The organism is Ruegeria sp. B11, from assembly GCF_056539785.1.
Map to the genome: position 1 here is coordinate 1264167 of NZ_JBQFVO010000001.1, position 16199 is coordinate 1280365.

A 16199-nucleotide genomic window follows, 5' to 3' on the forward strand; every position below is an offset into this window, starting at 1 on the left:
GCCGTTTGTCGATGCGATGACAATTTGTCTAACCCGGCGGAGGTTACGAATGTCTTTATGACGCCCTCATTGCGCGGCCTGACGAAAGGCCAGCGGAAGGCTGACGCGGAATGCCGCCCCTCCCTGCCCCGGCAGATAGGCAACTTCGCCGCCCAGGCGCTGCATAATCTCTCGGCAGATCGCCAGCCCCAACCCTGCCCCGCCTGCCTTGTCCGAGCCGACGCGGGCAAATTTCTCGAATACCATCGATTGCGCCTCGGCCGGGATACCACCGCCGTTGTCGATGAAATCGATTACCACCTGCCCGCCGACATCATGGGCCGAGATGGTCAGCACCGGTTCAATGGCGTCGCAATATTTCTGGGCGTTGGAAATCAGGTTAATGAACACCTGCCCCAGCCGGTCGAGATCCGTGTGCAACGGGATACGTTCACTTGCGCGCACCCGCCGTACGCCAATCTTTCGATCACTGCCCGCCAGCGCGCTTGAAACGGCGCGGTCCAGAACTTCGCTTAGGGTGGCTTCGCCCATGTTCAGGCTAACCTGGCCGCTTTCCAGCACGCTAAGGTCGAGCAGATCATCCAGTAGCCGGGTCAGACGCAGCGATTCATCATGTATGATCGCAGCATAACGGATTTGTTCCTCGGCGCTGAGGCCATCGGTGTCGCGCATAATTTCAGAAAACGCCCGAATCGAGGTCATGGGCGTGCGCAATTCGTGGCTGACCTGGCTAAGAAACGCGTCTTTCTGTTTCGAGACTTGCGTAAGCTTGGCATTCGCCTCGCGCAATTGCCGCGCTGTGCGGCTAAGCTCAGTCGATTTTGCCTCAAGCTGGCTGGAATATTCCAACATCTGCGCGGACTCGTCGGCAACGGCCAACAGGTCTTCGACAGACACAGACGCCCCGCCAACGATCTGACCGATCATCGCATGGGCGGTCGCGGCCCCGACCGAGCCGCTGAGTTCACGTTCCAGCCGTTCCAGAAACTGCGGCGTAGGCTCGGGCAGTCGTCCGGGGCGACCATTCTGGCGCTCGGCTTCGGCTTGAAAGAACTCTTGCGCGGGAATAGTGCCCAGAATCCGCTGGGTCATGATCATCAAGTCTTCGCTTTGCGCAACCGAACCGGTCCAGCCACGGGCTGAAACTGAATGGTCAAATACATTTACGAATTGCGCACCCTGAAGGCGTTCCAGCGGGCTGGGGAAGCTGAGCATCGAGGCGACACAGAAGGCGATTGTATTCAGCGACAGCGACCACATGACCGTATGCACCATCGGGTCGATCCCTTCGATCCCGAACAACGCCTGCGGGCGCAGCCAGCCCCAGCCGAAGGGTCCGTTTTCAATCACCGATGCCGGGACAATGCCGCCACCCATGCCAGGCAGCAGCAGTGTGTAAATCCAGAGAAAGAACCCGACGCTGAGCCCGACCAATGCCCCAGTTCGGGTCGCGCCGCGCCAGAACAGGCCACCCACCAGTGCGGGCAGAATCTGGGAAATCCCGGCAAAGGCCACCAGCCCGATCGAGGTCAGGGCAGCCCCGCCCCCCGAAAGCTGGAAGTAGAAATAGCCCAACGCCATGATCGCCGCGATCGAGACGCGCCGCGCCATCAGCACGACTGTTCGCACATCACCAGAGACCGACGCGGTGCCTTCCTGCGTATTCAGCCAGATCGGCATGACCACATGGTTCGAGACCATGGTTGACAGCGCCATCGCGGTAACGATCACCATTGATGTGGCCGAGGAAAACCCGCCGATGAACGACAGCATCGCCAACCAGTCATTGCCCTGCGACAGCGGCACGGTCAGCACAAACAGGTCGGGGTTCGAGCCTTCGGGCATCAGGTCCAACCCAACGACGGCGATGGGCACGACAAACAAGCTCATCAGCAGTAGGTAGAGCGGAAAGGCCCAGGCGGCGGTGCGCAGGTGGCTCTCATCGTCATTCTCGACCACCATGACCTGAAACATCCGCGGCAAGCAGACAAAGGCCGCCGCCGAAAGGAAAATGAAAGTGGTCCAGCGCCCGGCATCCACATGCCATTGGCCAATTTCCGAGGCATCGATCTGATCCATCATCGGCCCCAAGCCGCCAGCGACGCCCCAGACAACAAAGATGCCAACGGCCAGAAGGGCGAAGAGTTTCACCACAGATTCCAACGCAATAGCGGTAACAACGCCGTGGTGGCGCTCATTGGCATCCAGATTGCGCGTCCCGAAGAGGATCGCGAAGACGGCCAAGCCCGCCGCGACCCAGAACACACTGGAGCCTTCGCGATAGAGACCTGAGGGATCGGCCTCGGCAAAGATCGAAAAGGACAGTGTGATCGACTGCAATTGCAGCGCGATATAAGGCGTGCCGCCCAACACCGCCAGAATGGTCACGCAGACCGCCAGTGTGTTGGACTTGCCGTATCGTGACGAGATCAGGTCAGCGATCGACGTCACGCGCTGGCTGCGTCCGATGCGCACGAGTTTGCGCAGGCCCCACCACCAGCTGATCATCACCAGTGTAGGACCCAGATAGATGGTTACGAATTCAAGCCCAGAACGCGCGGCGTTGCCAACCGCGCCATAAAACGTCCATGCAGTGCAATAGATCGACAGTGACAGGGTGTAGATCAGCGGGGAACGCAACCATTTCCCGCCGCCACGCGCAGCCAGCCGGTCCGCTGCGAAGGCGACGCCGAACAGAAGAACCACATAGCCCAGACAGACCAGAATCAGGACATTCAGGGTTGCCATGTCTCGGCCTCGGGCTCGGCAGTCTCGCGCGCGGTCATGCGTTTGGCGACGAAGCCGAAGATCACGCTGATCAGGATCAGAACACCCCAGCACGCAAAGATGTAGAACATGGCCGTCGACAGCGACAGAGCCTCGGCGCCTGCGCTATCATCCGGCCATAGAAGAGGCAGCGCGAGCATTGCGGCACCTAGAAACGGCAGCAGCCGCGCTGCATCCGCCAGCCTGCGCCGACGATAGCTTTGCCGTTCCAGAAACAGGGACGGACGAACTGGCGAGGGCCGATCTTTGCCGTCGCCCGCGGAGCTCATAACTGAGACGCCTGCGCATGCAGGTCGCGCACCGCTGTCAGGACTTCGGTGTTCGAAAACGGCTTGGTCATGAATCGGCTGACCCCTGCCTGCTCGGCCATTTCACGATCGCGGGATTGCCCGCGCGCGGTCAGCATCAAAACCGGCAACGCCTTCATATCATCATGTTCGCGCAGATCACGCAGCACATCCATCCCGCTTTTTCCCGGCAACATCACATCCAGAATCACTAGATTGGGCCGCGCGGACAGAATCACCTGCACCGCATCCGTTCCCTCGGCATGGGTTTCAACCTGCCACCCCTCGCGTGTCAGCAGAAACCGGATCGCCTCGGTGATGTTGGGCTCATCCTCGATCAACAGAACCTTGCGGCTCATATTTGCATATCCTCCCCATGACGGATTGCACGTCCGGCCACCCGTCCAGCCCAGATTAAGCGCTGTGTCACGAAACTGTCAAAACCCTTCGCTCAGGATCGATGGCTCGCGCCGCGCGCTGCATTCGCGTTTCGGGCATATCCGACAACTGGCTCCGGCTTGCGCCGCGTTTTCCGCAGGCTGCACCGTGTCTTCGACCGGCAGCACCAGCATGACCGAACGATAGACCGGCTCAGCCCCGAATTCCTTAGCTGGCTGAGGGGTTGCGATTGCAAAACACTCAAACTCAGCAGCGGTTCGACCAAGCTGAACGACCCGTTTCCGGATCGGGACCAAGGGCCGATTCAAGGCGGTGAACAAGGGCCAGAGCGGACAGGCCTCGCCATGGCGCGGCAGAGCAAACCCCGGCGCGGGTTTAAAAAACAGAACGCTGCCGGAGGCGTCGCAAATCACCAAGCCAGCCGGACGCGCCAGCGTGCCTTCAGGCAGAAAGGCCAACCGTCGCAGCGCCGTAGCAAGGTCCACTGAAAACACCGTCGCCAACGCCAGAGGATCGGGGTTTGCTGCATCCAGCGCGGCACACACCTGATCCAGCGGCATAGCGCGCGCGTCGGCGGCATAAAGGTCCAGCAACCCCGAGGCCACAGTGTTGGCTGCAGCAGAATCGAGCCCATCCAGCGGCACTTCGGTCAATTGCCCGCCGGCTTCGAGTTCCGGGAAATGATATCCTTGCTCGGCAAAAAACGCCTCGACCGCGTCCAGTGGGATACCGCGCAGATCGCGCTGCCCGTCACTGTCATCCAGATAGGTCACCAGCGCTTTGGAGCTTTCGGCCAGTCGTTCGGCATCCTGATGCAAGTTGCGATGGAACCGGTCGCGCCATTCCGGTTCGATCTCTCCCGGTTCAGCCAAGATTGCAGCTGTTGAGCGGATGGCGGCGGCGGTCGACAGCACCTCGTGCATTGAGGCCGCCAGATGCGGGTCATGGGTCAGTCGGTCGGAAAGAACTTCGACAGTGCGCTCCAGCGACACTACGCGGCGATGCATCTGCGCCAGAACACCCGACCAACCGGGAAAGCGGCCGGCGAATTCTTCCAGCCCGTCCACCTCGGCCTTTTGGCCGACTGCATCCGCCGCGGCCTCGCGCAGAGCGGCGATGAGCGTCTCTTCGATCCCTTGAGTCAGCAGCGACGGCTCGACGGACAAAGCCGCCGCGATATCGACAAGCAGTTTGCCCCCAATGCGGCGGCGGTTGTGCTCGATCAGGTTCAGATACGATGCCGAAATCCCCACCTGCCGCGCCAGTTCCGCCTGTCGCAGCCCAGAGATTTGCCGTCTTTCGCGTATCCGGCTGCCGGTCAGCGTGTCGCGCATGGCGTTTATGTCCTTGGCTACTGCGGCTGCATTTTCAGATTAACTAAGTAATTATTATCTGTTGCCGACTAATTTTCAAAGAAGATTTACAACTTTGACAACGGCCAGAGAAAGAAACCCACCCTTTCCTGCCGCCCACCCTTCTCTTTCGACGCAATACCCGTCACCATAAGAACATGAGCGATCCCGCCTTTGAATACGCCCCCATCGGCCTTGTTGAGCTTGAGAACCGGATCATCCGACGGTGCAATCTGCAATTTGCGCGGACCTTTGGCGGGAATGAGGTTGACTATCGCAACATGCCCCTGCTGCATCTTTATCCTTCGGTCGCCGATTGGGAACGGATCGGCGCGCGTAGTCTGCAGGTGATGCGCGATACAGGCTATTACACAGACGAACGGGTGATGCGGCGACGCGACGGTGACCTGTTCTGGTGCCGCGCGCGGGGGCGTTCGCTGACGCCAGACGATCCGTTCCGGCACGGGATATGGAGCTTTTCGGACATCTCGGAAGAGCGCCCCTTGGTGCAATTGACAACCCGCGAACGCGAAGTGGCCATCCTGTCATGCCGGGGTTTATCCGCAAAGGAAATTGGCGTTGAACTTGGGCTAAGTTACCGCACGATCGAGGCCTATCGCGCCCGCCTTTTGGAAAAATACGGAGCCCGCAAGCTACCAGAACTGGTCGCAAAATTGTCTGGAACGCCGCTGTAATCGCGACAGCCCTCGTAATTCGCGCAAAAACCCCCATTTGGCAGGCTTAGACGGCGCTTTTCATGGCCGTCTGCATGGCTTATAACCCTGCGTAATCAAACCAAGCCCGCAGCAAACAGACGGGCATAGGGGAACCTTCGAGGACACTCATGACAGATACCAAACACGAAGCGGATGTCGCGTTTATCAAGGCACTGGCCGAACTGCTGCGCGAGAATGACCTGACCGAATTGCAGGTCAAGCGCGAATATGGCGAGGAAGACAGCCTGAATGTCCGTGTCAGCCGCATGTCGCAGACCGTGGCCGCTCCGGTTCAGGTTGCGGTTCCTGCGGCTGCACCGGTTGCCGCACCTGCTGCCGCGCCGGCCGCTGCCGAAGCGCCCGCTGCCGTGGATGATCCCGCCAGCCATCCAGGCGCGGTGACCTCGCCCATGGTAGGCACGGTTTACATGCAACCGGAACCGGGCGCGCCTGCGTTTATCTCGGTCGGTGCATCGGTCTCGGAAGGTGACACGCTATTGATTGTCGAAGCCATGAAGACAATGAACCACATCCACGCACCCAAGTCGGGCACCATCAAACGCATTCTGGTCGGCGATGGTGATGCTGTGGAATTCGGCACGCCTCTGGTCATCGTTGAGTAAGGCGGGCCCATGTTCGACAAAATCCTGATTGCCAACCGAGGCGAGATCGCCCTGCGTGTGATCCGTGCTGCGCGCGAGATGGGGATCAAGACGGTTGCCGTGCACTCCACCGCCGACAGCGATGCGATGCATGTGCGCATGGCGGACGAATCGGTCTGCATCGGCCCCCCGCCCAGCCCGCAAAGCTATCTGTCCGTGCCCGCGATCATCTCGGCCTGTGAAATCACCGGCGCGCAGGCGATCCATCCCGGCTATGGCTTCCTGTCCGAGAATGCCGAGTTCGTGCAGATCGTCGAAGATCACGGCATTACCTTCATCGGACCCACCGCCGAACATATTCGTGTCATGGGTGACAAGATCACCGCCAAGGACACGATGAAGGAACTGGGTGTACCTTGCGTTCCCGGTTCGGACGGCGGCGTTCCCACGCTGGCCGACGCCAAGCGTATCGGCGAGGAATTCGGCTATCCCGTGATCATCAAGGCCACCGCCGGCGGCGGCGGTCGCGGCATGAAGGTGGCACAAAACGCCGATGAGATGGAAAGCGCCTTCATGACCGCACGCGCCGAAGGCAAGGCCGCCTTTGGCAATGATGAGGTCTATATCGAGAAATATCTGACCACCCCCCGCCATATCGAGATTCAGGTCTTCGGCGATGGCAAGGGAAAGGCAGTGCATTTGGGCGAACGCGACTGTTCGCTGCAGCGTCGCCACCAGAAGGTGTTCGAAGAAGCCCCCGGCCCCAGTATCACGCCGGAAGAACGCGCCAAGATCGGTAAGATCTGTGCCGATGCGGTCGCCAAGATCAACTATATCGGCGCGGGCACCATCGAGTTCCTCTATGAAAATGGCGAGTTCTACTTCATCGAGATGAACACGCGTCTACAGGTGGAACACCCCGTGACCGAAGGCATCTTCGGCGTCGATCTGGTGCGCGAACAAATCCGCGTCGCCGCTGGTGAGGACATGTCGTTCGGTCAGGACGATCTTGAGATCAATGGCCACGCCATCGAGGTTCGCATCAACGCGGAAAAACTGCCGAACTTCTCGCCCTGCCCGGGCAAGATTACGGCCTATCACGCGCCAGGTGGTCTGGGCGTGCGGATGGATTCCGCGCTCTATGACGGCTATTCGATCCCGCCATATTACGACTCGTTGATCGCCAAACTGATCGTTCAGGGCCGTGACCGGGCTGAAGCTTTGGCCCGTCTGGAACGTGCTTTGGGCGAGTTGATCGTCGACGGTATCGACACCACCGTGCCGCTGTTCCACGCGCTGCTGCAGGAACCTGACCTGCACAGCGGCGAGTACAACATCCACTGGCTGGAGCACTGGCTTGCGGAGAACATGGCCTAATCTGACCAAAGGGCCGAAGGACAACCCCCCTTCGGCCCCGAGGCACCCGGCATGAGCCTTTCCCCTGAACTTCTGCTCCATGGCTATTCCATCGGCATTTTTCCGATGGCTGAGCATCGCGACGACCCCGAGTTGTTCTGGGTCGACCCGAAGTTTCGCGGCGTGTTCCCTCTGGATGGGTTCCACATCTCCCGCAGCCTAGCGCGGCGTATCCGGACCTGTGGGTTTTCGGTAAGCATCAATCGCGATTTTGCGGGCGTCGTGGATGGCTGCGCCGACCGATCGGATACCTGGATCAATCCCGAACTACGCCGTCTTTATCAGGAACTACACCGGACCGGCCGCGCGCATTCCCTCGAAGTCTGGGACGGCGCTTCACTGATTGGCGGCGTTTACGGTGTAGTCCTCGGCGCGGCCTTTTTTGGCGAAAGCATGTTCTCGCGTCGCACGGACGCATCGAAGATTGCACTTGCCTATCTGGTGGATCGACTGCGCCAAACCGGGTTCACGCTGTTCGATACGCAGTTTCTGACGGCGCATCTGGCCTCGTTGGGCGCGATCGAGATCCCGCGTGCGGTTTATCATAGCGAATTGAAACAAGCGCTTGACCTGAAAGCAGATTTCACCGCTGATCTGCAGCAAACCCCTCAGGGTGTGATACAACGTATCACCCAGACATCGTAGCGGGCGTGATCCAACGCGTTCAGCGCGGGTGAGGTCGCAATCATCCAGCCATCAAACAGCTGCTGCGCCTTACCCTGTTCCCAGATGGTCAGATAGGCAAAGGCGTCACCTGTCGGGTTTTCGGCTGGATAGCGACAATCACCCAGCGCGACATCCAGACCAAAGACCGACGTGGTCTCGCCGTTCTGTATTTCGATGTCCACCGTCTGCCCGCTGACCTTGTCCAACCCGCGCAACATGGCGCCGGGGCCGGATTCGACCTTTTGCTGCGCAGCAGCTCCGGTTGCGGTGACCATCAGAGCCACCAGTGCAGCGCGGATCATTCGCTTCCGTCCCCGGCCACGAATTTGACCAGCAACGAGATCAGGCTGACCGCGCCTTGCGTATCGGTAATCTCATCACCCGCCTCAAAATAGAACGGGGAACCGCCCGGCATAACCTCAACAAAGTTGCCACCCAGCAAGCCTTCGGAAGAAATCACAGCGGCGCTATCGTCTGGAATAAGAATACCATCTGCCACGGAAAATCGGGTGTCCGCACGGTACGTATCAGAGTTTAGCGTAACGCCGGTCACCGTCCCAATCTTGACCCCGGCAAGGCGTACATCCGTGCCAACGCCCACACCTTCGAGCGAGCGGAAAGACGCGCCCAGCTCGTATCCTGCGCCGGATTGAGACAAGCCTGTGGATTGGCTGGCGTAGACACCGAACGCAATGGCGCAGGCCAGCACGGCACCGCCGACGATAACTTCGGTCTTCGTATGATTAGACATCTGGCCTCGCTTATTCCGGGCTCCACGCCTCGTAATCGCTACGTTCAACCGGATCGGCACGACGCAGAGAACCGGCAGGTGCATAGGCCAGCGCGGTGCCAGTCAGATTCTCCTGATGCGGTTTTTCCCAGGACTTGTGCGCCAGAGGTTTATCGGTTGGCGGTTCATCCCATGTGCGGTGTAGCCAGCCATGCCAATCGGGATCGATCCGGCTGGCCTCGGCTTCGCCATTGAAAATCACCCAGCGCTTGCTGTCGTCGGCATTGCGATAGAACACGTTGCCCTCGTCGTCCTCACCGATCTTGATCCCCTTGCGCGCAGTGTAGAACTGCGTGTTCAGGGTGGCCCCGTTCCACCAGGTCACGGCCCGCAAAAGACTGTTCAGGATTCCCATCGGCTGCCTCCGGCATTTCTGTCCCAGAAGATATGGACCAAAGGCACGCTAAGGTCCAGTACTGCCAGCGCTACCTGCGTCATTCCGGCAGGATAGCGGTGACTTCAATTTCAATCCGGTATTTCGGATCGATCAATCCGCATTCGATCATCGTCGCTGCAGGAGGGTTCGCACCAAAGGTTTCGGCCAGAATGGGCCAGCAAGGTTCAAATTCGGTTCGATCCGGCAGCATATAAGTGATGCGCACGATATCAGAGAATGAAGCACCCGCCTCGGCCAGCGCGTTTTCGATGATAGACAGCGCCGAGCGGCATTGCTCCACTACCGTTTCACCTTGCCCAACAGTTCCCGCAACATGAACCCAACCACCCGCGACAACCGCGCGGCAATAGCCAACCTTAGCTTCAAACTCACCACCCGAAGAGATACGTCTTACTGTCATCGTGTCCTCAAACGAAAACGGCGCGGACATTGCCGCGCCGTGTGTGCATTAATCTATGCGGTTCAACCCGCCGAAGCCGATTCCGCCGCGTCTGCGTAGATGATCAAAGGCTGAGAGTCCGACGTCACAGCCTCTTCGTTGACCACAACTTCGGTCACGTTCTTCATGCCCGGCAGTTCGAACATTGTATCCAGCAGGATGTCTTCCAGGATAGAACGCAGACCGCGCGCACCGGTTTTACGCTCGATCGCTTTCTTGGCGATCGCCTTCAGCGCATCATCGGTAAAGGCCAGTTCCGCATCTTCCAACTCAAACAACCGCTGGTATTGCTTGACCAGAGCGTTCTTCGGGCTGGTCAGGATGGTGACCAAAGCGTCTTCGTCCAGATCTTCCAGCGTCGCCAGAACCGGCAGTCGGCCGACGAATTCGGGGATCAGGCCAAATTTCAGCAGGTCTTCGGGTTCCAGATCCTTGAAGATCTCGCCCACGCCGCGCTCGTCATTGTCACGCACGTCGGCACCAAAGCCCATGGCCGAGCCTTTGCCACGCTGTGCAATGATCTTGTCTAGTCCAGCGAATGCACCGCCACAGATGAACAGGATGTTCGTGGTATCCACCTGCAGGAATTCCTGCTGCGGATGTTTGCGCCCACCCTGCGGAGGAACGCTGGCCACGGTGCCTTCCATCAGTTTCAGCAGGGCCTGCTGAACGCCCTCGCCCGATACATCGCGGGTGATCGAAGGGTTTTCAGACTTGCGGGTGATCTTATCGACCTCGTCAATATAGACGATGCCGCGCTGTGCGCGTTCGACATTGTACTCGCTGGCCTGCAGCAGTTTGAGGATGATGTTTTCAACATCTTCACCCACATAACCGGCTTCGGTAAGCGTGGTTGCGTCCGCCATCGTAAACGGCACGTCAAGAATCCGCGCCAGCGTTTGCGCCAGCAGGGTTTTGCCGCAGCCGGTGGGGCCAATCAGCAAGATGTTGGATTTTGCCAGTTCTATATCGCTGCCCGCTTTCTGGGCATGATTGAGACGCTTGTAGTGGTTGTGTACCGCAACCGACAGCACCCGCTTGGCGGTGGCCTGACCGATCACATAGTCATCCAGCACTTCGCAGATATCCTTGGGTGTTGGCACACCGTCCGAGGATTTCAGACCGCTGGCCTTGGTTTCCTCGCGAATGATATCCATGCACAGCTCGACACACTCATCGCAGATGAACACGGTCGGGCCTGCGATCAGCTTACGCACCTCATGCTGGCTTTTGCCGCAAAAGCTGCAATAGAGCGTGTTCTTGCCGTCACCGCCTGAATTCGTCGCCATGCTTTACCCCTCGGGCTCCGTCTCAGCGGCCCCTCTCAAGGGCCGCGCTTGCCGTATATGCCTGCAGCTTAGGCCAGCGTTCTGGCAGCTACAATCTCAAAATCATCCCTCACGCCGGACGCGCGCGGATTTGAACCTAGGCCTCGTCACCATCCATCTTGGCGCGGTTCTCGACGATCTCGTCGATATGGCCCCAATCCTTGGCCTCTTCCGGGCTCATGAAATTGTCACGATCCAGCGCCTTTTCAACCGCCTTTTTGGTCTGCCCGGTATGGCGCACATAGATGTCATACAGGCGATCTTTCAGCTTTTGCGTCTCGGCCGCGTGGATCATGATGTCGCTCGCCTGGCCCTGATAACCGCCGCTGGGCTGGTGCACCATGATCCGGCTGTTAGGCAGCGAAAAGCGCATTCCCTTCTCGCCCCCGGCTAACAGAACCGAACCCATGGACGCCGCCTGACCGATCACCAATGTGGAACATTTCGGCTTGATATACTGCATTGTGTCGTAAATCGACAAACCACTTGTGACCACGCCACCGGGAGAGTTGATGTAGATCGAGATTTCCTTGTTCGGATTTTCCGCCTCAAGGTGCAGCAGCTGAGCGACCACCAAATGGCTCATACCGTCATGGATGGGGCCGTTGATGAAAATGATCCGCTCTTTCAGAAGGCGCGAGAAGATGTCGTATGCGCGCTCGCCCCGGCTGGTCTGCTCGACGACCATGGGGACGAGTGTGTTCATATATGTGTCAACTGGATCGAACATAGGGAACCTGCCTGCTTTGATATGGATCGGGACCTTACCCGAAGAAGGGTTACCCGAGTCTTAGTGCCGCCACAGGGGGGCTGCAAGGGGGGCCGAACGTTCCCACGAATTCCGTCTACCTGCACGACCCGAATGCACACGCCGCTACAGGTCGGTAGACGGATTGCGCGGAAACGTGCTGGTTACATCACGCTATTTTGATCCATGCATATGGAAATACATGCCTGGAAATTGTACCAAGAGTTCTCGCTGCGGATGCGGCGCCGGTCAGGCGTCGGGATTCGGCGGCACTAACGAGGGAATACGATCATGGCTTTTCCGCAAATGACCGAGGATATGTCACCCGGCGAGCTTGACCGGATGGTTGAAAACGCAACGCGCGCATCGAACTTTCTGAAAGCCATAAGCCACGAAGGGCGTTTGATGATCCTGTGTCACCTCGTCTCGGGCGAGAAATCCGTTACTGAACTGGAACAATTGCTATCGGCCCGCCAAGCCGCCGTTTCTCAGCAACTGTCGCGGCTCAGACTTGAGGGGCTGGTTGTTCCTCGTCGCGAAGGCAAGGCGATATATTACCGGCTGGCAGATGATCGACCAGCCCGAATACTGGAAGTGGTGTACGAACTGTTTTGCGCTCAGGATGCGACCTGAGCCTAGTATTTAGCCCTTCGAAATCGGCCATGCAAAACCTGTAGCTATGGCCCGGGAAAGCTGCTAGTCAATTCGAAACAAGCACTTATGGAGCAACCGATGATCCGCGCAATTCTGATTGGCCTGGCCCTGTTCACCTTGACCGCATGCGAAACCGCAAAGGGCGCTGGCAAAGATATCGAAAACGCCGGAGATGCCATCCAGAACGCGGCCGAGGACGTGCAGGAAAACATCTGATCGTGACGGGATGTTGCGTTCAGGCAACGCTTACCCGCAATATGTAGTTGCCACACCGACTCAACCCGAGTAGTGTGCCGGTACAGGTGCATAGACGCGGCATTGCATTTCTGACACTTTGACGGGGTTCTTTTGCGCAAGCGAAAGAACCCCGTTCTGGTCCGGAGGGTGGTGCGTGGTAGCCTGTATGAACCTTGGGTTCTCAAAAAGGAAAAGGCGTCAGGTGCTCAGACGCGGTCTTTGCATGCATCCTTGCGGACACTCCTGACGCCTTGCCGGTCCGTTCCGCCCGAGGGGCTTCCCGGTCCAGTTGCCTCGGCCCCCGAAGGGACATTGGCCACTGCCACACGCGCTATGTCGCGTCGCAGTCCGCGCGGACCTTCTGAGAGGCTGAGCATTTAACCCGAACCGAAGCCCAGACCACCTGCTCCACCACCGGTAAGCCATTGCAACTACAAACAAATCCTAAAATCCGCCTTCGCTGCTGTGGCCCCCTTGGCCCTTGCATCCCGCCCCTGTTCCGAAGATCAGAAGCAGTAACCAGACTGTTACATCAGCGTCATGATCCGGCAAGAAAATAGCACTGCAGCATAAAAATTAGACGGGGATAAGCTGTTGATATCCGCCGGGAGAGCCATGTGGATAACCCGAGAATTCGCGTCATCGCGCAGGCTTGGGGATGGAAAAAGTCAAATATGGATCGCCGGCCAGAATTCGCTTGGTTTCTGCACCTGCGAAGGTCCCGCGCGCTGAATTAGGGGGGTATTGTCCGAGTTGTACAACACTCAAGCCCCCAATCTTTCGAATCGTACAACCGGAGATTCGCCTATGCGCCTGACCATTTCTCAAGCCCGCGCCCGTTTGGGCGAACTGGCCACCTTGTCGCAAGACCCCCGGCAAGTGATCGTGCTGACCCGTTATGGCAAACCGATCGCCGCACTGGTGTCGATGAACGAGGCGCAGCGGATCTGGGAGTTACTGGATGATGACACCATCGGACGCAAACACCCGCTCAGCGGGCTGCGCGGGTGGTGGTCGAAGGGGCGTGGTATTCCGGGGATGGAACCTGGGCCGGACGGTTCTTACCTCACCGCGCGCGACGCCGCGCTGAAGGTCCGCGAGATCCAGATGACCCGTGCCGAGGAACGCCGCATTCTCAAGCGCGGGGGTCTGGACCCTGTCGCGGGCGGCGAGATCGCCGCCCGGCCCGTCGCCTCCCTGTGGAGACAGTTGTTTATGAGAAGCGCTCCGACCTGAACGGGGTACCTACTACTCCTGCCGCAGTCACAAATCTCAGCGGCATTAACCCCCTTTAACATCCGATCGGGCCGGAAACGCTTCAGTTCACCTGACGTTCCAGAACTGTGCTGTAGGTCGTTCCGTTCCGCAGGCTACGGAAATCGGCAAAGATCTTGCCGTCCTCGTACCGCGCATCGATCAACGCATTGGCGCCAATCACCAGCGGGGATGTTTCAACGATGCCGATCGCGCCAGACCCATCGAGGCTGATGGTTCCGGTGGCTTCGTATTCGTTCCATTCAGTATCACCCTCGCGGCGCCACTTGCTGGGGCCCCAGAAGACATTGTCTTCCTGCATCTGGACGTCGAGCATCCATTCGGCCTGATTAAAGCGGGGCTGATCCCCCTTGTAATAATGGCTGGGCTGCACGGTCGTGTAAGACCCGACCCACGTGCCGCGCAGATCCGGTGTGGTATCGGCCAGTGCTGCGGTTCCGAGGGCGAGGGACGTGGCCAGAGCGGCGGCTCCGGCAGTCATGTATCTGGTCATGGGGATCTCCTCCTGAAAGCGACCCTTTGAAGTTCAAAAGCGAACATCCTTGCTGTGGCATACAGATTGGGCGGAGGTGCGCCGGTTACAACTTACCTAAGGGAAACTTCATGAACCGGTAATGTTTGCGTCAGGCCCAGGCCAGCGCAGTGCCGAGGATGACCAGACCGATACCTGCCGCCTCGCGATACGAGAAGTTCTCGCCGAACAGAAAGAATGAGGCGATGGCGATCAGAACCACTTCGGCCCCAAGAATGCCGGTATAGATGATGCCCAGCCGTTCCTCGCGCAGAGCGGCGAGTTCGAGCGTGGCCCCGGCCAGCAGGGTCGCGACGATCAGTAGACCAAGACCCACGCCGGGGAGTTTCCACCAGAACTTCATCGCGATCATGGCAACGGAATAAAGGCCTGCTGATCCAAAAGCGATAAGGGGAACAAGCGATGTAGACATAAGGGCCTCCTGCAAAGGTTGCCGTTGGGTCAACTGTAGCAGATGGGCTGATTTAGGGCTGTGAGGTGGGTCACAGTTTCAGGTTCCATTCTCGCTTTTCTTCTAGTGTTTTTTTGCCCCCGAACTTGCAGTGATGGGTCGACCTGTTCAAAATTCAATTATTCATATGCGACTGGGGAGGGGTGCAATGACAACACTTTGCGAAATAGGTCAAACCGGAGTGCGAATCCCACGAATTGGCTTTGGATCAACCGGTATAGGCAACATTCCACAGATTTACGGTTACGAAGTTGATGAGAATAGGGCGCGCGAGACCATACGTGCCATACTTGCCCGGCCCGACGGTTTTATCGACACCGCCCGAGGCTATGCGTTGGGGCGTAGCGAGGAGCGCATCGGGAGTGTCATCCGTGAACTCGGTGGCTGGCCGAAAGGCCGCGTTCTGTCCACAAAAGTAGACCGTGACATGGAAACGAATGTTTTCGACGCCGCCCAAGCGCGGCGGTCCTTTGAACAAAGCCTCAAGGCTCTTGAGGTAGATCGCGTGGACATCCTTCATCTGCACGACCCGGAATACGCTGGTGACGTAACTGAGATTACCCGCAGCGGAGGTGCGCTGGACGAATTATTCAAAATTAAAGAGGAAGGATTGGCAACTGCAGTTGGTCTGGCGGGCGGGCAGTTGGATGTGTTGATGCCAATGCTGCGCGAACGGGATTTCGACGTGGTGATGACTCACAACCGGCACACGCTTGTAAACATGAATGCGGCGCCGCTGATCGAACTGGCCAACTCGAAGGACGTTACGGTATTGAACGCAGCGCCTTACGCCGGCGGAATCTTGGCCAGAGGCAGCGCAATCCATCATTTCTACGTCTATCGGCCAGCAACAGAAGAAACGCTCGCACCTGTGCGCGCGGTTGAGGAAATCTGTGCCCGCTATGACGTGCCCTTAGGCGCCTTAGCGCTGCAATTCTCGATGCGGGACGCAAAAATTGCGTCAACGGTGTGTGGAGTGACTTGGCCACAGCATGTGAGACAAACACTCGAATGGGCGGATTGGGATATCCCAAGAGCGGTTTGGAGTGAACTCGCGGAACTTGGTCAGAGTGACGCTGATCCTGAGGCCGTATAGAACCGATCAACGGAGAGGAAGGACAGC

20 protein-coding genes are annotated in these 16199 nt (G+C 58.5%); 8 read left to right on the forward strand and 12 right to left on the reverse strand.

Translation table 11 applies throughout. The annotated features are described in order from the left end of the window. Nucleotides 1-66: 66 nt before the first annotated feature. The 4 genes from ACR0I1_RS06395 to ACR0I1_RS06410 all read right to left on the reverse strand — a co-directional run bounded on the left by ACR0I1_RS06395 (nucleotide 67) and on the right by ACR0I1_RS06410 (nucleotide 4807). Nucleotides 67-2748, reverse strand: coding sequence for an ATP-binding protein (locus tag ACR0I1_RS06395; RefSeq protein ID WP_170397168.1), 2682 nt, complete (start codon nucleotides 2746-2748; stop codon nucleotides 67-69). Then, the gene (locus tag ACR0I1_RS06400) at nucleotides 2736-3056 is read right to left on the reverse strand and encodes a hypothetical protein (RefSeq protein ID WP_170397170.1); all 321 of its coding nucleotides are present in this window, start codon (nucleotides 3054-3056) and stop codon (nucleotides 2736-2738) included. Before ACR0I1_RS06400 ends, ACR0I1_RS06395 begins: the two co-directional genes overlap by 13 nt. Continuing rightward, the gene (locus ACR0I1_RS06405) at nucleotides 3053-3433 is read right to left on the reverse strand and encodes a response regulator transcription factor (RefSeq protein WP_170397172.1); all 381 of its coding nucleotides are present in this window, start codon (nucleotides 3431-3433) and stop codon (nucleotides 3053-3055) included. The genes ACR0I1_RS06400 and ACR0I1_RS06405 overlap by 4 nt, the downstream gene beginning before the upstream one ends. Before the next feature lie 78 nt (nucleotides 3434-3511). Next, on the reverse strand, nucleotides 3512-4807 hold the full coding sequence (locus tag ACR0I1_RS06410; protein WP_480705496.1) for a short-chain fatty acyl-CoA regulator family protein: 1296 nt from the start codon (nucleotides 4805-4807) through the stop codon (nucleotides 3512-3514). 176 nt (nucleotides 4808-4983) lie between these two features. Here ACR0I1_RS06410 and ACR0I1_RS06415 point away from each other — a divergent pair, with 176 nt between their 5' ends. From ACR0I1_RS06415 to aat, 4 genes are all read left to right on the forward strand, one after another. After that, nucleotides 4984-5520 carry a helix-turn-helix transcriptional regulator gene (locus tag ACR0I1_RS06415; protein ID WP_480705498.1) on the forward strand — a complete coding sequence of 179 codons (537 nt, stop codon included), beginning with the start codon at nucleotides 4984-4986 and terminating at the stop codon, nucleotides 5518-5520. Nucleotides 5521-5669: 149 nt separating this feature from the next. Then, nucleotides 5670-6164, forward strand: a complete 495-nt coding sequence (accB, locus tag ACR0I1_RS06420; protein WP_170397178.1) for an acetyl-CoA carboxylase biotin carboxyl carrier protein — start codon at nucleotides 5670-5672, stop codon at nucleotides 6162-6164. Nucleotides 6165-6173: 9 nt separating this feature from the next. Next, nucleotides 6174-7520, forward strand: a complete 1347-nt coding sequence (accC, locus tag ACR0I1_RS06425) for an acetyl-CoA carboxylase biotin carboxylase subunit (RefSeq protein WP_170397180.1) — start codon at nucleotides 6174-6176, stop codon at nucleotides 7518-7520. A gap of 51 nt (nucleotides 7521-7571) precedes the next feature. Continuing rightward, nucleotides 7572-8204, forward strand: coding sequence for a leucyl/phenylalanyl-tRNA--protein transferase (gene aat / locus ACR0I1_RS06430; RefSeq protein WP_170663837.1), 633 nt, complete (start codon nucleotides 7572-7574; stop codon nucleotides 8202-8204). Here the strand turns inward: aat and ACR0I1_RS06435 are convergent. From ACR0I1_RS06435 to ACR0I1_RS06460, 6 genes are all read right to left on the reverse strand, one after another. Beyond that, entirely contained in the window at nucleotides 8168-8527 is a 360-nt protein-coding gene (locus ACR0I1_RS06435) for a DUF2155 domain-containing protein (RefSeq protein ID WP_170799915.1), read from the reverse strand. The two genes, aat and ACR0I1_RS06435, sit on opposite strands and share 37 nt — an antisense overlap. Next, on the reverse strand, nucleotides 8524-8976 hold the full coding sequence (gene mlaD, locus ACR0I1_RS06440; protein ID WP_170466091.1) for an outer membrane lipid asymmetry maintenance protein MlaD: 453 nt from the start codon (nucleotides 8974-8976) through the stop codon (nucleotides 8524-8526). The genes ACR0I1_RS06435 and mlaD overlap by 4 nt, the downstream gene beginning before the upstream one ends. A gap of 10 nt (nucleotides 8977-8986) precedes the next feature. Continuing rightward, on the reverse strand, nucleotides 8987-9370 hold the full coding sequence (locus tag ACR0I1_RS06445) for an NADH:ubiquinone oxidoreductase subunit NDUFA12 (protein WP_480537206.1): 384 nt from the start codon (nucleotides 9368-9370) through the stop codon (nucleotides 8987-8989). A gap of 79 nt (nucleotides 9371-9449) precedes the next feature. Next, complete coding sequence (locus ACR0I1_RS06450; RefSeq protein ID WP_480705501.1) at nucleotides 9450-9812, reverse strand: RidA family protein; 363 nt, start codon at nucleotides 9810-9812, stop codon at nucleotides 9450-9452. Between the two features lie 62 nt (nucleotides 9813-9874). Then, nucleotides 9875-11140 (reverse strand): ATP-dependent Clp protease ATP-binding subunit ClpX, encoded by a 1266-nt coding sequence (gene clpX / locus ACR0I1_RS06455; protein ID WP_170397188.1) that lies wholly within the window; start codon nucleotides 11138-11140, stop codon nucleotides 9875-9877. 136 nt (nucleotides 11141-11276) lie between these two features. Then, complete coding sequence (locus ACR0I1_RS06460) at nucleotides 11277-11909, reverse strand: ATP-dependent Clp protease proteolytic subunit (protein WP_039970058.1); 633 nt, start codon at nucleotides 11907-11909, stop codon at nucleotides 11277-11279. 309 nt (nucleotides 11910-12218) lie between these two features. On the opposite strand from ACR0I1_RS06460, the gene ACR0I1_RS06465 reads away from it, so the two are divergent. The 3 genes from ACR0I1_RS06465 to ACR0I1_RS06475 all read left to right on the forward strand — a co-directional run bounded on the left by ACR0I1_RS06465 (nucleotide 12219) and on the right by ACR0I1_RS06475 (nucleotide 14054). Next, complete coding sequence (locus ACR0I1_RS06465; RefSeq protein WP_480705502.1) at nucleotides 12219-12560, forward strand: ArsR/SmtB family transcription factor; 342 nt, start codon at nucleotides 12219-12221, stop codon at nucleotides 12558-12560. A gap of 99 nt (nucleotides 12561-12659) precedes the next feature. Next, nucleotides 12660-12797 (forward strand): entericidin A/B family lipoprotein, encoded by a 138-nt coding sequence (locus ACR0I1_RS06470; protein WP_010443271.1) that lies wholly within the window; start codon nucleotides 12660-12662, stop codon nucleotides 12795-12797. Nucleotides 12798-13676: 879 nt separating this feature from the next. After that, complete coding sequence (locus tag ACR0I1_RS06475; RefSeq protein ID WP_480705504.1) at nucleotides 13677-14054, forward strand: hypothetical protein; 378 nt, start codon at nucleotides 13677-13679, stop codon at nucleotides 14052-14054. A gap of 82 nt (nucleotides 14055-14136) precedes the next feature. Here the strand turns inward: ACR0I1_RS06475 and ACR0I1_RS06480 are convergent, their stop codons facing one another. Then, nucleotides 14137-14586: a hypothetical protein gene (locus tag ACR0I1_RS06480; RefSeq protein WP_170397193.1), complete on the reverse strand. Its 450-nt coding sequence runs from the start codon at nucleotides 14584-14586 to the stop codon at nucleotides 14137-14139. 130 nt (nucleotides 14587-14716) lie between these two features. Next, nucleotides 14717-15037 carry a hypothetical protein gene (locus ACR0I1_RS06485; RefSeq protein ID WP_170397195.1) on the reverse strand — a complete coding sequence of 107 codons (321 nt, stop codon included), beginning with the start codon at nucleotides 15035-15037 and terminating at the stop codon, nucleotides 14717-14719. A gap of 187 nt (nucleotides 15038-15224) precedes the next feature. On the opposite strand from ACR0I1_RS06485, the gene ACR0I1_RS06490 reads away from it, so the two are divergent. Next, the gene (locus ACR0I1_RS06490) at nucleotides 15225-16172 is read left to right on the forward strand and encodes an aldo/keto reductase (RefSeq protein WP_170397197.1); all 948 of its coding nucleotides are present in this window, start codon (nucleotides 15225-15227) and stop codon (nucleotides 16170-16172) included. Nucleotides 16173-16199: the final 27 nt, after the last annotated feature.

What these genes read in the sequence shown, in the direction of transcription:
- ACR0I1_RS06405 (WP_170397172.1), bottom strand. Translation starts at nt 3,433, where the DNA reads ATGAGCCGCAAGGTTCTGTTGATCGAGGATGAGCCCAACATCACCGAG.
- aat (WP_170663837.1), top strand. Translation starts at nt 7,572, where the DNA reads ATGAGCCTTTCCCCTGAACTTCTGCTCCATGGCTATTCCATCGGCATT.
- ACR0I1_RS06450 (WP_480705501.1), bottom strand. Translation starts at nt 9,812, where the DNA reads ATGACAGTAAGACGTATCTCTTCGGGTGGTGAGTTTGAAGCTAAGGTT.
- accB (WP_170397178.1), top strand. Translation starts at nt 5,670, where the DNA reads ATGACAGATACCAAACACGAAGCGGATGTCGCGTTTATCAAGGCACTG.
- ACR0I1_RS06490 (WP_170397197.1), top strand. Translation starts at nt 15,225, where the DNA reads ATGACAACACTTTGCGAAATAGGTCAAACCGGAGTGCGAATCCCACGA.
- ACR0I1_RS06470 (WP_010443271.1), top strand. Translation starts at nt 12,660, where the DNA reads ATGATCCGCGCAATTCTGATTGGCCTGGCCCTGTTCACCTTGACCGCA.
- ACR0I1_RS06415 (WP_480705498.1), top strand. Translation starts at nt 4,984, where the DNA reads ATGAGCGATCCCGCCTTTGAATACGCCCCCATCGGCCTTGTTGAGCTT.
- ACR0I1_RS06480 (WP_170397193.1), bottom strand. Translation starts at nt 14,586, where the DNA reads ATGACCAGATACATGACTGCCGGAGCCGCCGCTCTGGCCACGTCCCTC.
- ACR0I1_RS06410 (WP_480705496.1), bottom strand. Translation starts at nt 4,807, where the DNA reads ATGCGCGACACGCTGACCGGCAGCCGGATACGCGAAAGACGGCAAATC.
- ACR0I1_RS06445 (WP_480537206.1), bottom strand. Translation starts at nt 9,370, where the DNA reads ATGGGAATCCTGAACAGTCTTTTGCGGGCCGTGACCTGGTGGAACGGG.
- ACR0I1_RS06460 (WP_039970058.1), bottom strand. Translation starts at nt 11,909, where the DNA reads ATGTTCGATCCAGTTGACACATATATGAACACACTCGTCCCCATGGTC.
- ACR0I1_RS06485 (WP_170397195.1), bottom strand. Translation starts at nt 15,037, where the DNA reads ATGTCTACATCGCTTGTTCCCCTTATCGCTTTTGGATCAGCAGGCCTT.
- ACR0I1_RS06465 (WP_480705502.1), top strand. Translation starts at nt 12,219, where the DNA reads ATGGCTTTTCCGCAAATGACCGAGGATATGTCACCCGGCGAGCTTGAC.
- accC (WP_170397180.1), top strand. Translation starts at nt 6,174, where the DNA reads ATGTTCGACAAAATCCTGATTGCCAACCGAGGCGAGATCGCCCTGCGT.
- mlaD (WP_170466091.1), bottom strand. Translation starts at nt 8,976, where the DNA reads ATGTCTAATCATACGAAGACCGAAGTTATCGTCGGCGGTGCCGTGCTG.
- ACR0I1_RS06395 (WP_170397168.1), bottom strand. Translation starts at nt 2,748, where the DNA reads ATGGCAACCCTGAATGTCCTGATTCTGGTCTGTCTGGGCTATGTGGTT.
- ACR0I1_RS06400 (WP_170397170.1), bottom strand. Translation starts at nt 3,056, where the DNA reads ATGAGCTCCGCGGGCGACGGCAAAGATCGGCCCTCGCCAGTTCGTCCG.
- clpX (WP_170397188.1), bottom strand. Translation starts at nt 11,140, where the DNA reads ATGGCGACGAATTCAGGCGGTGACGGCAAGAACACGCTCTATTGCAGC.
- ACR0I1_RS06435 (WP_170799915.1), bottom strand. Translation starts at nt 8,527, where the DNA reads ATGATCCGCGCTGCACTGGTGGCTCTGATGGTCACCGCAACCGGAGCT.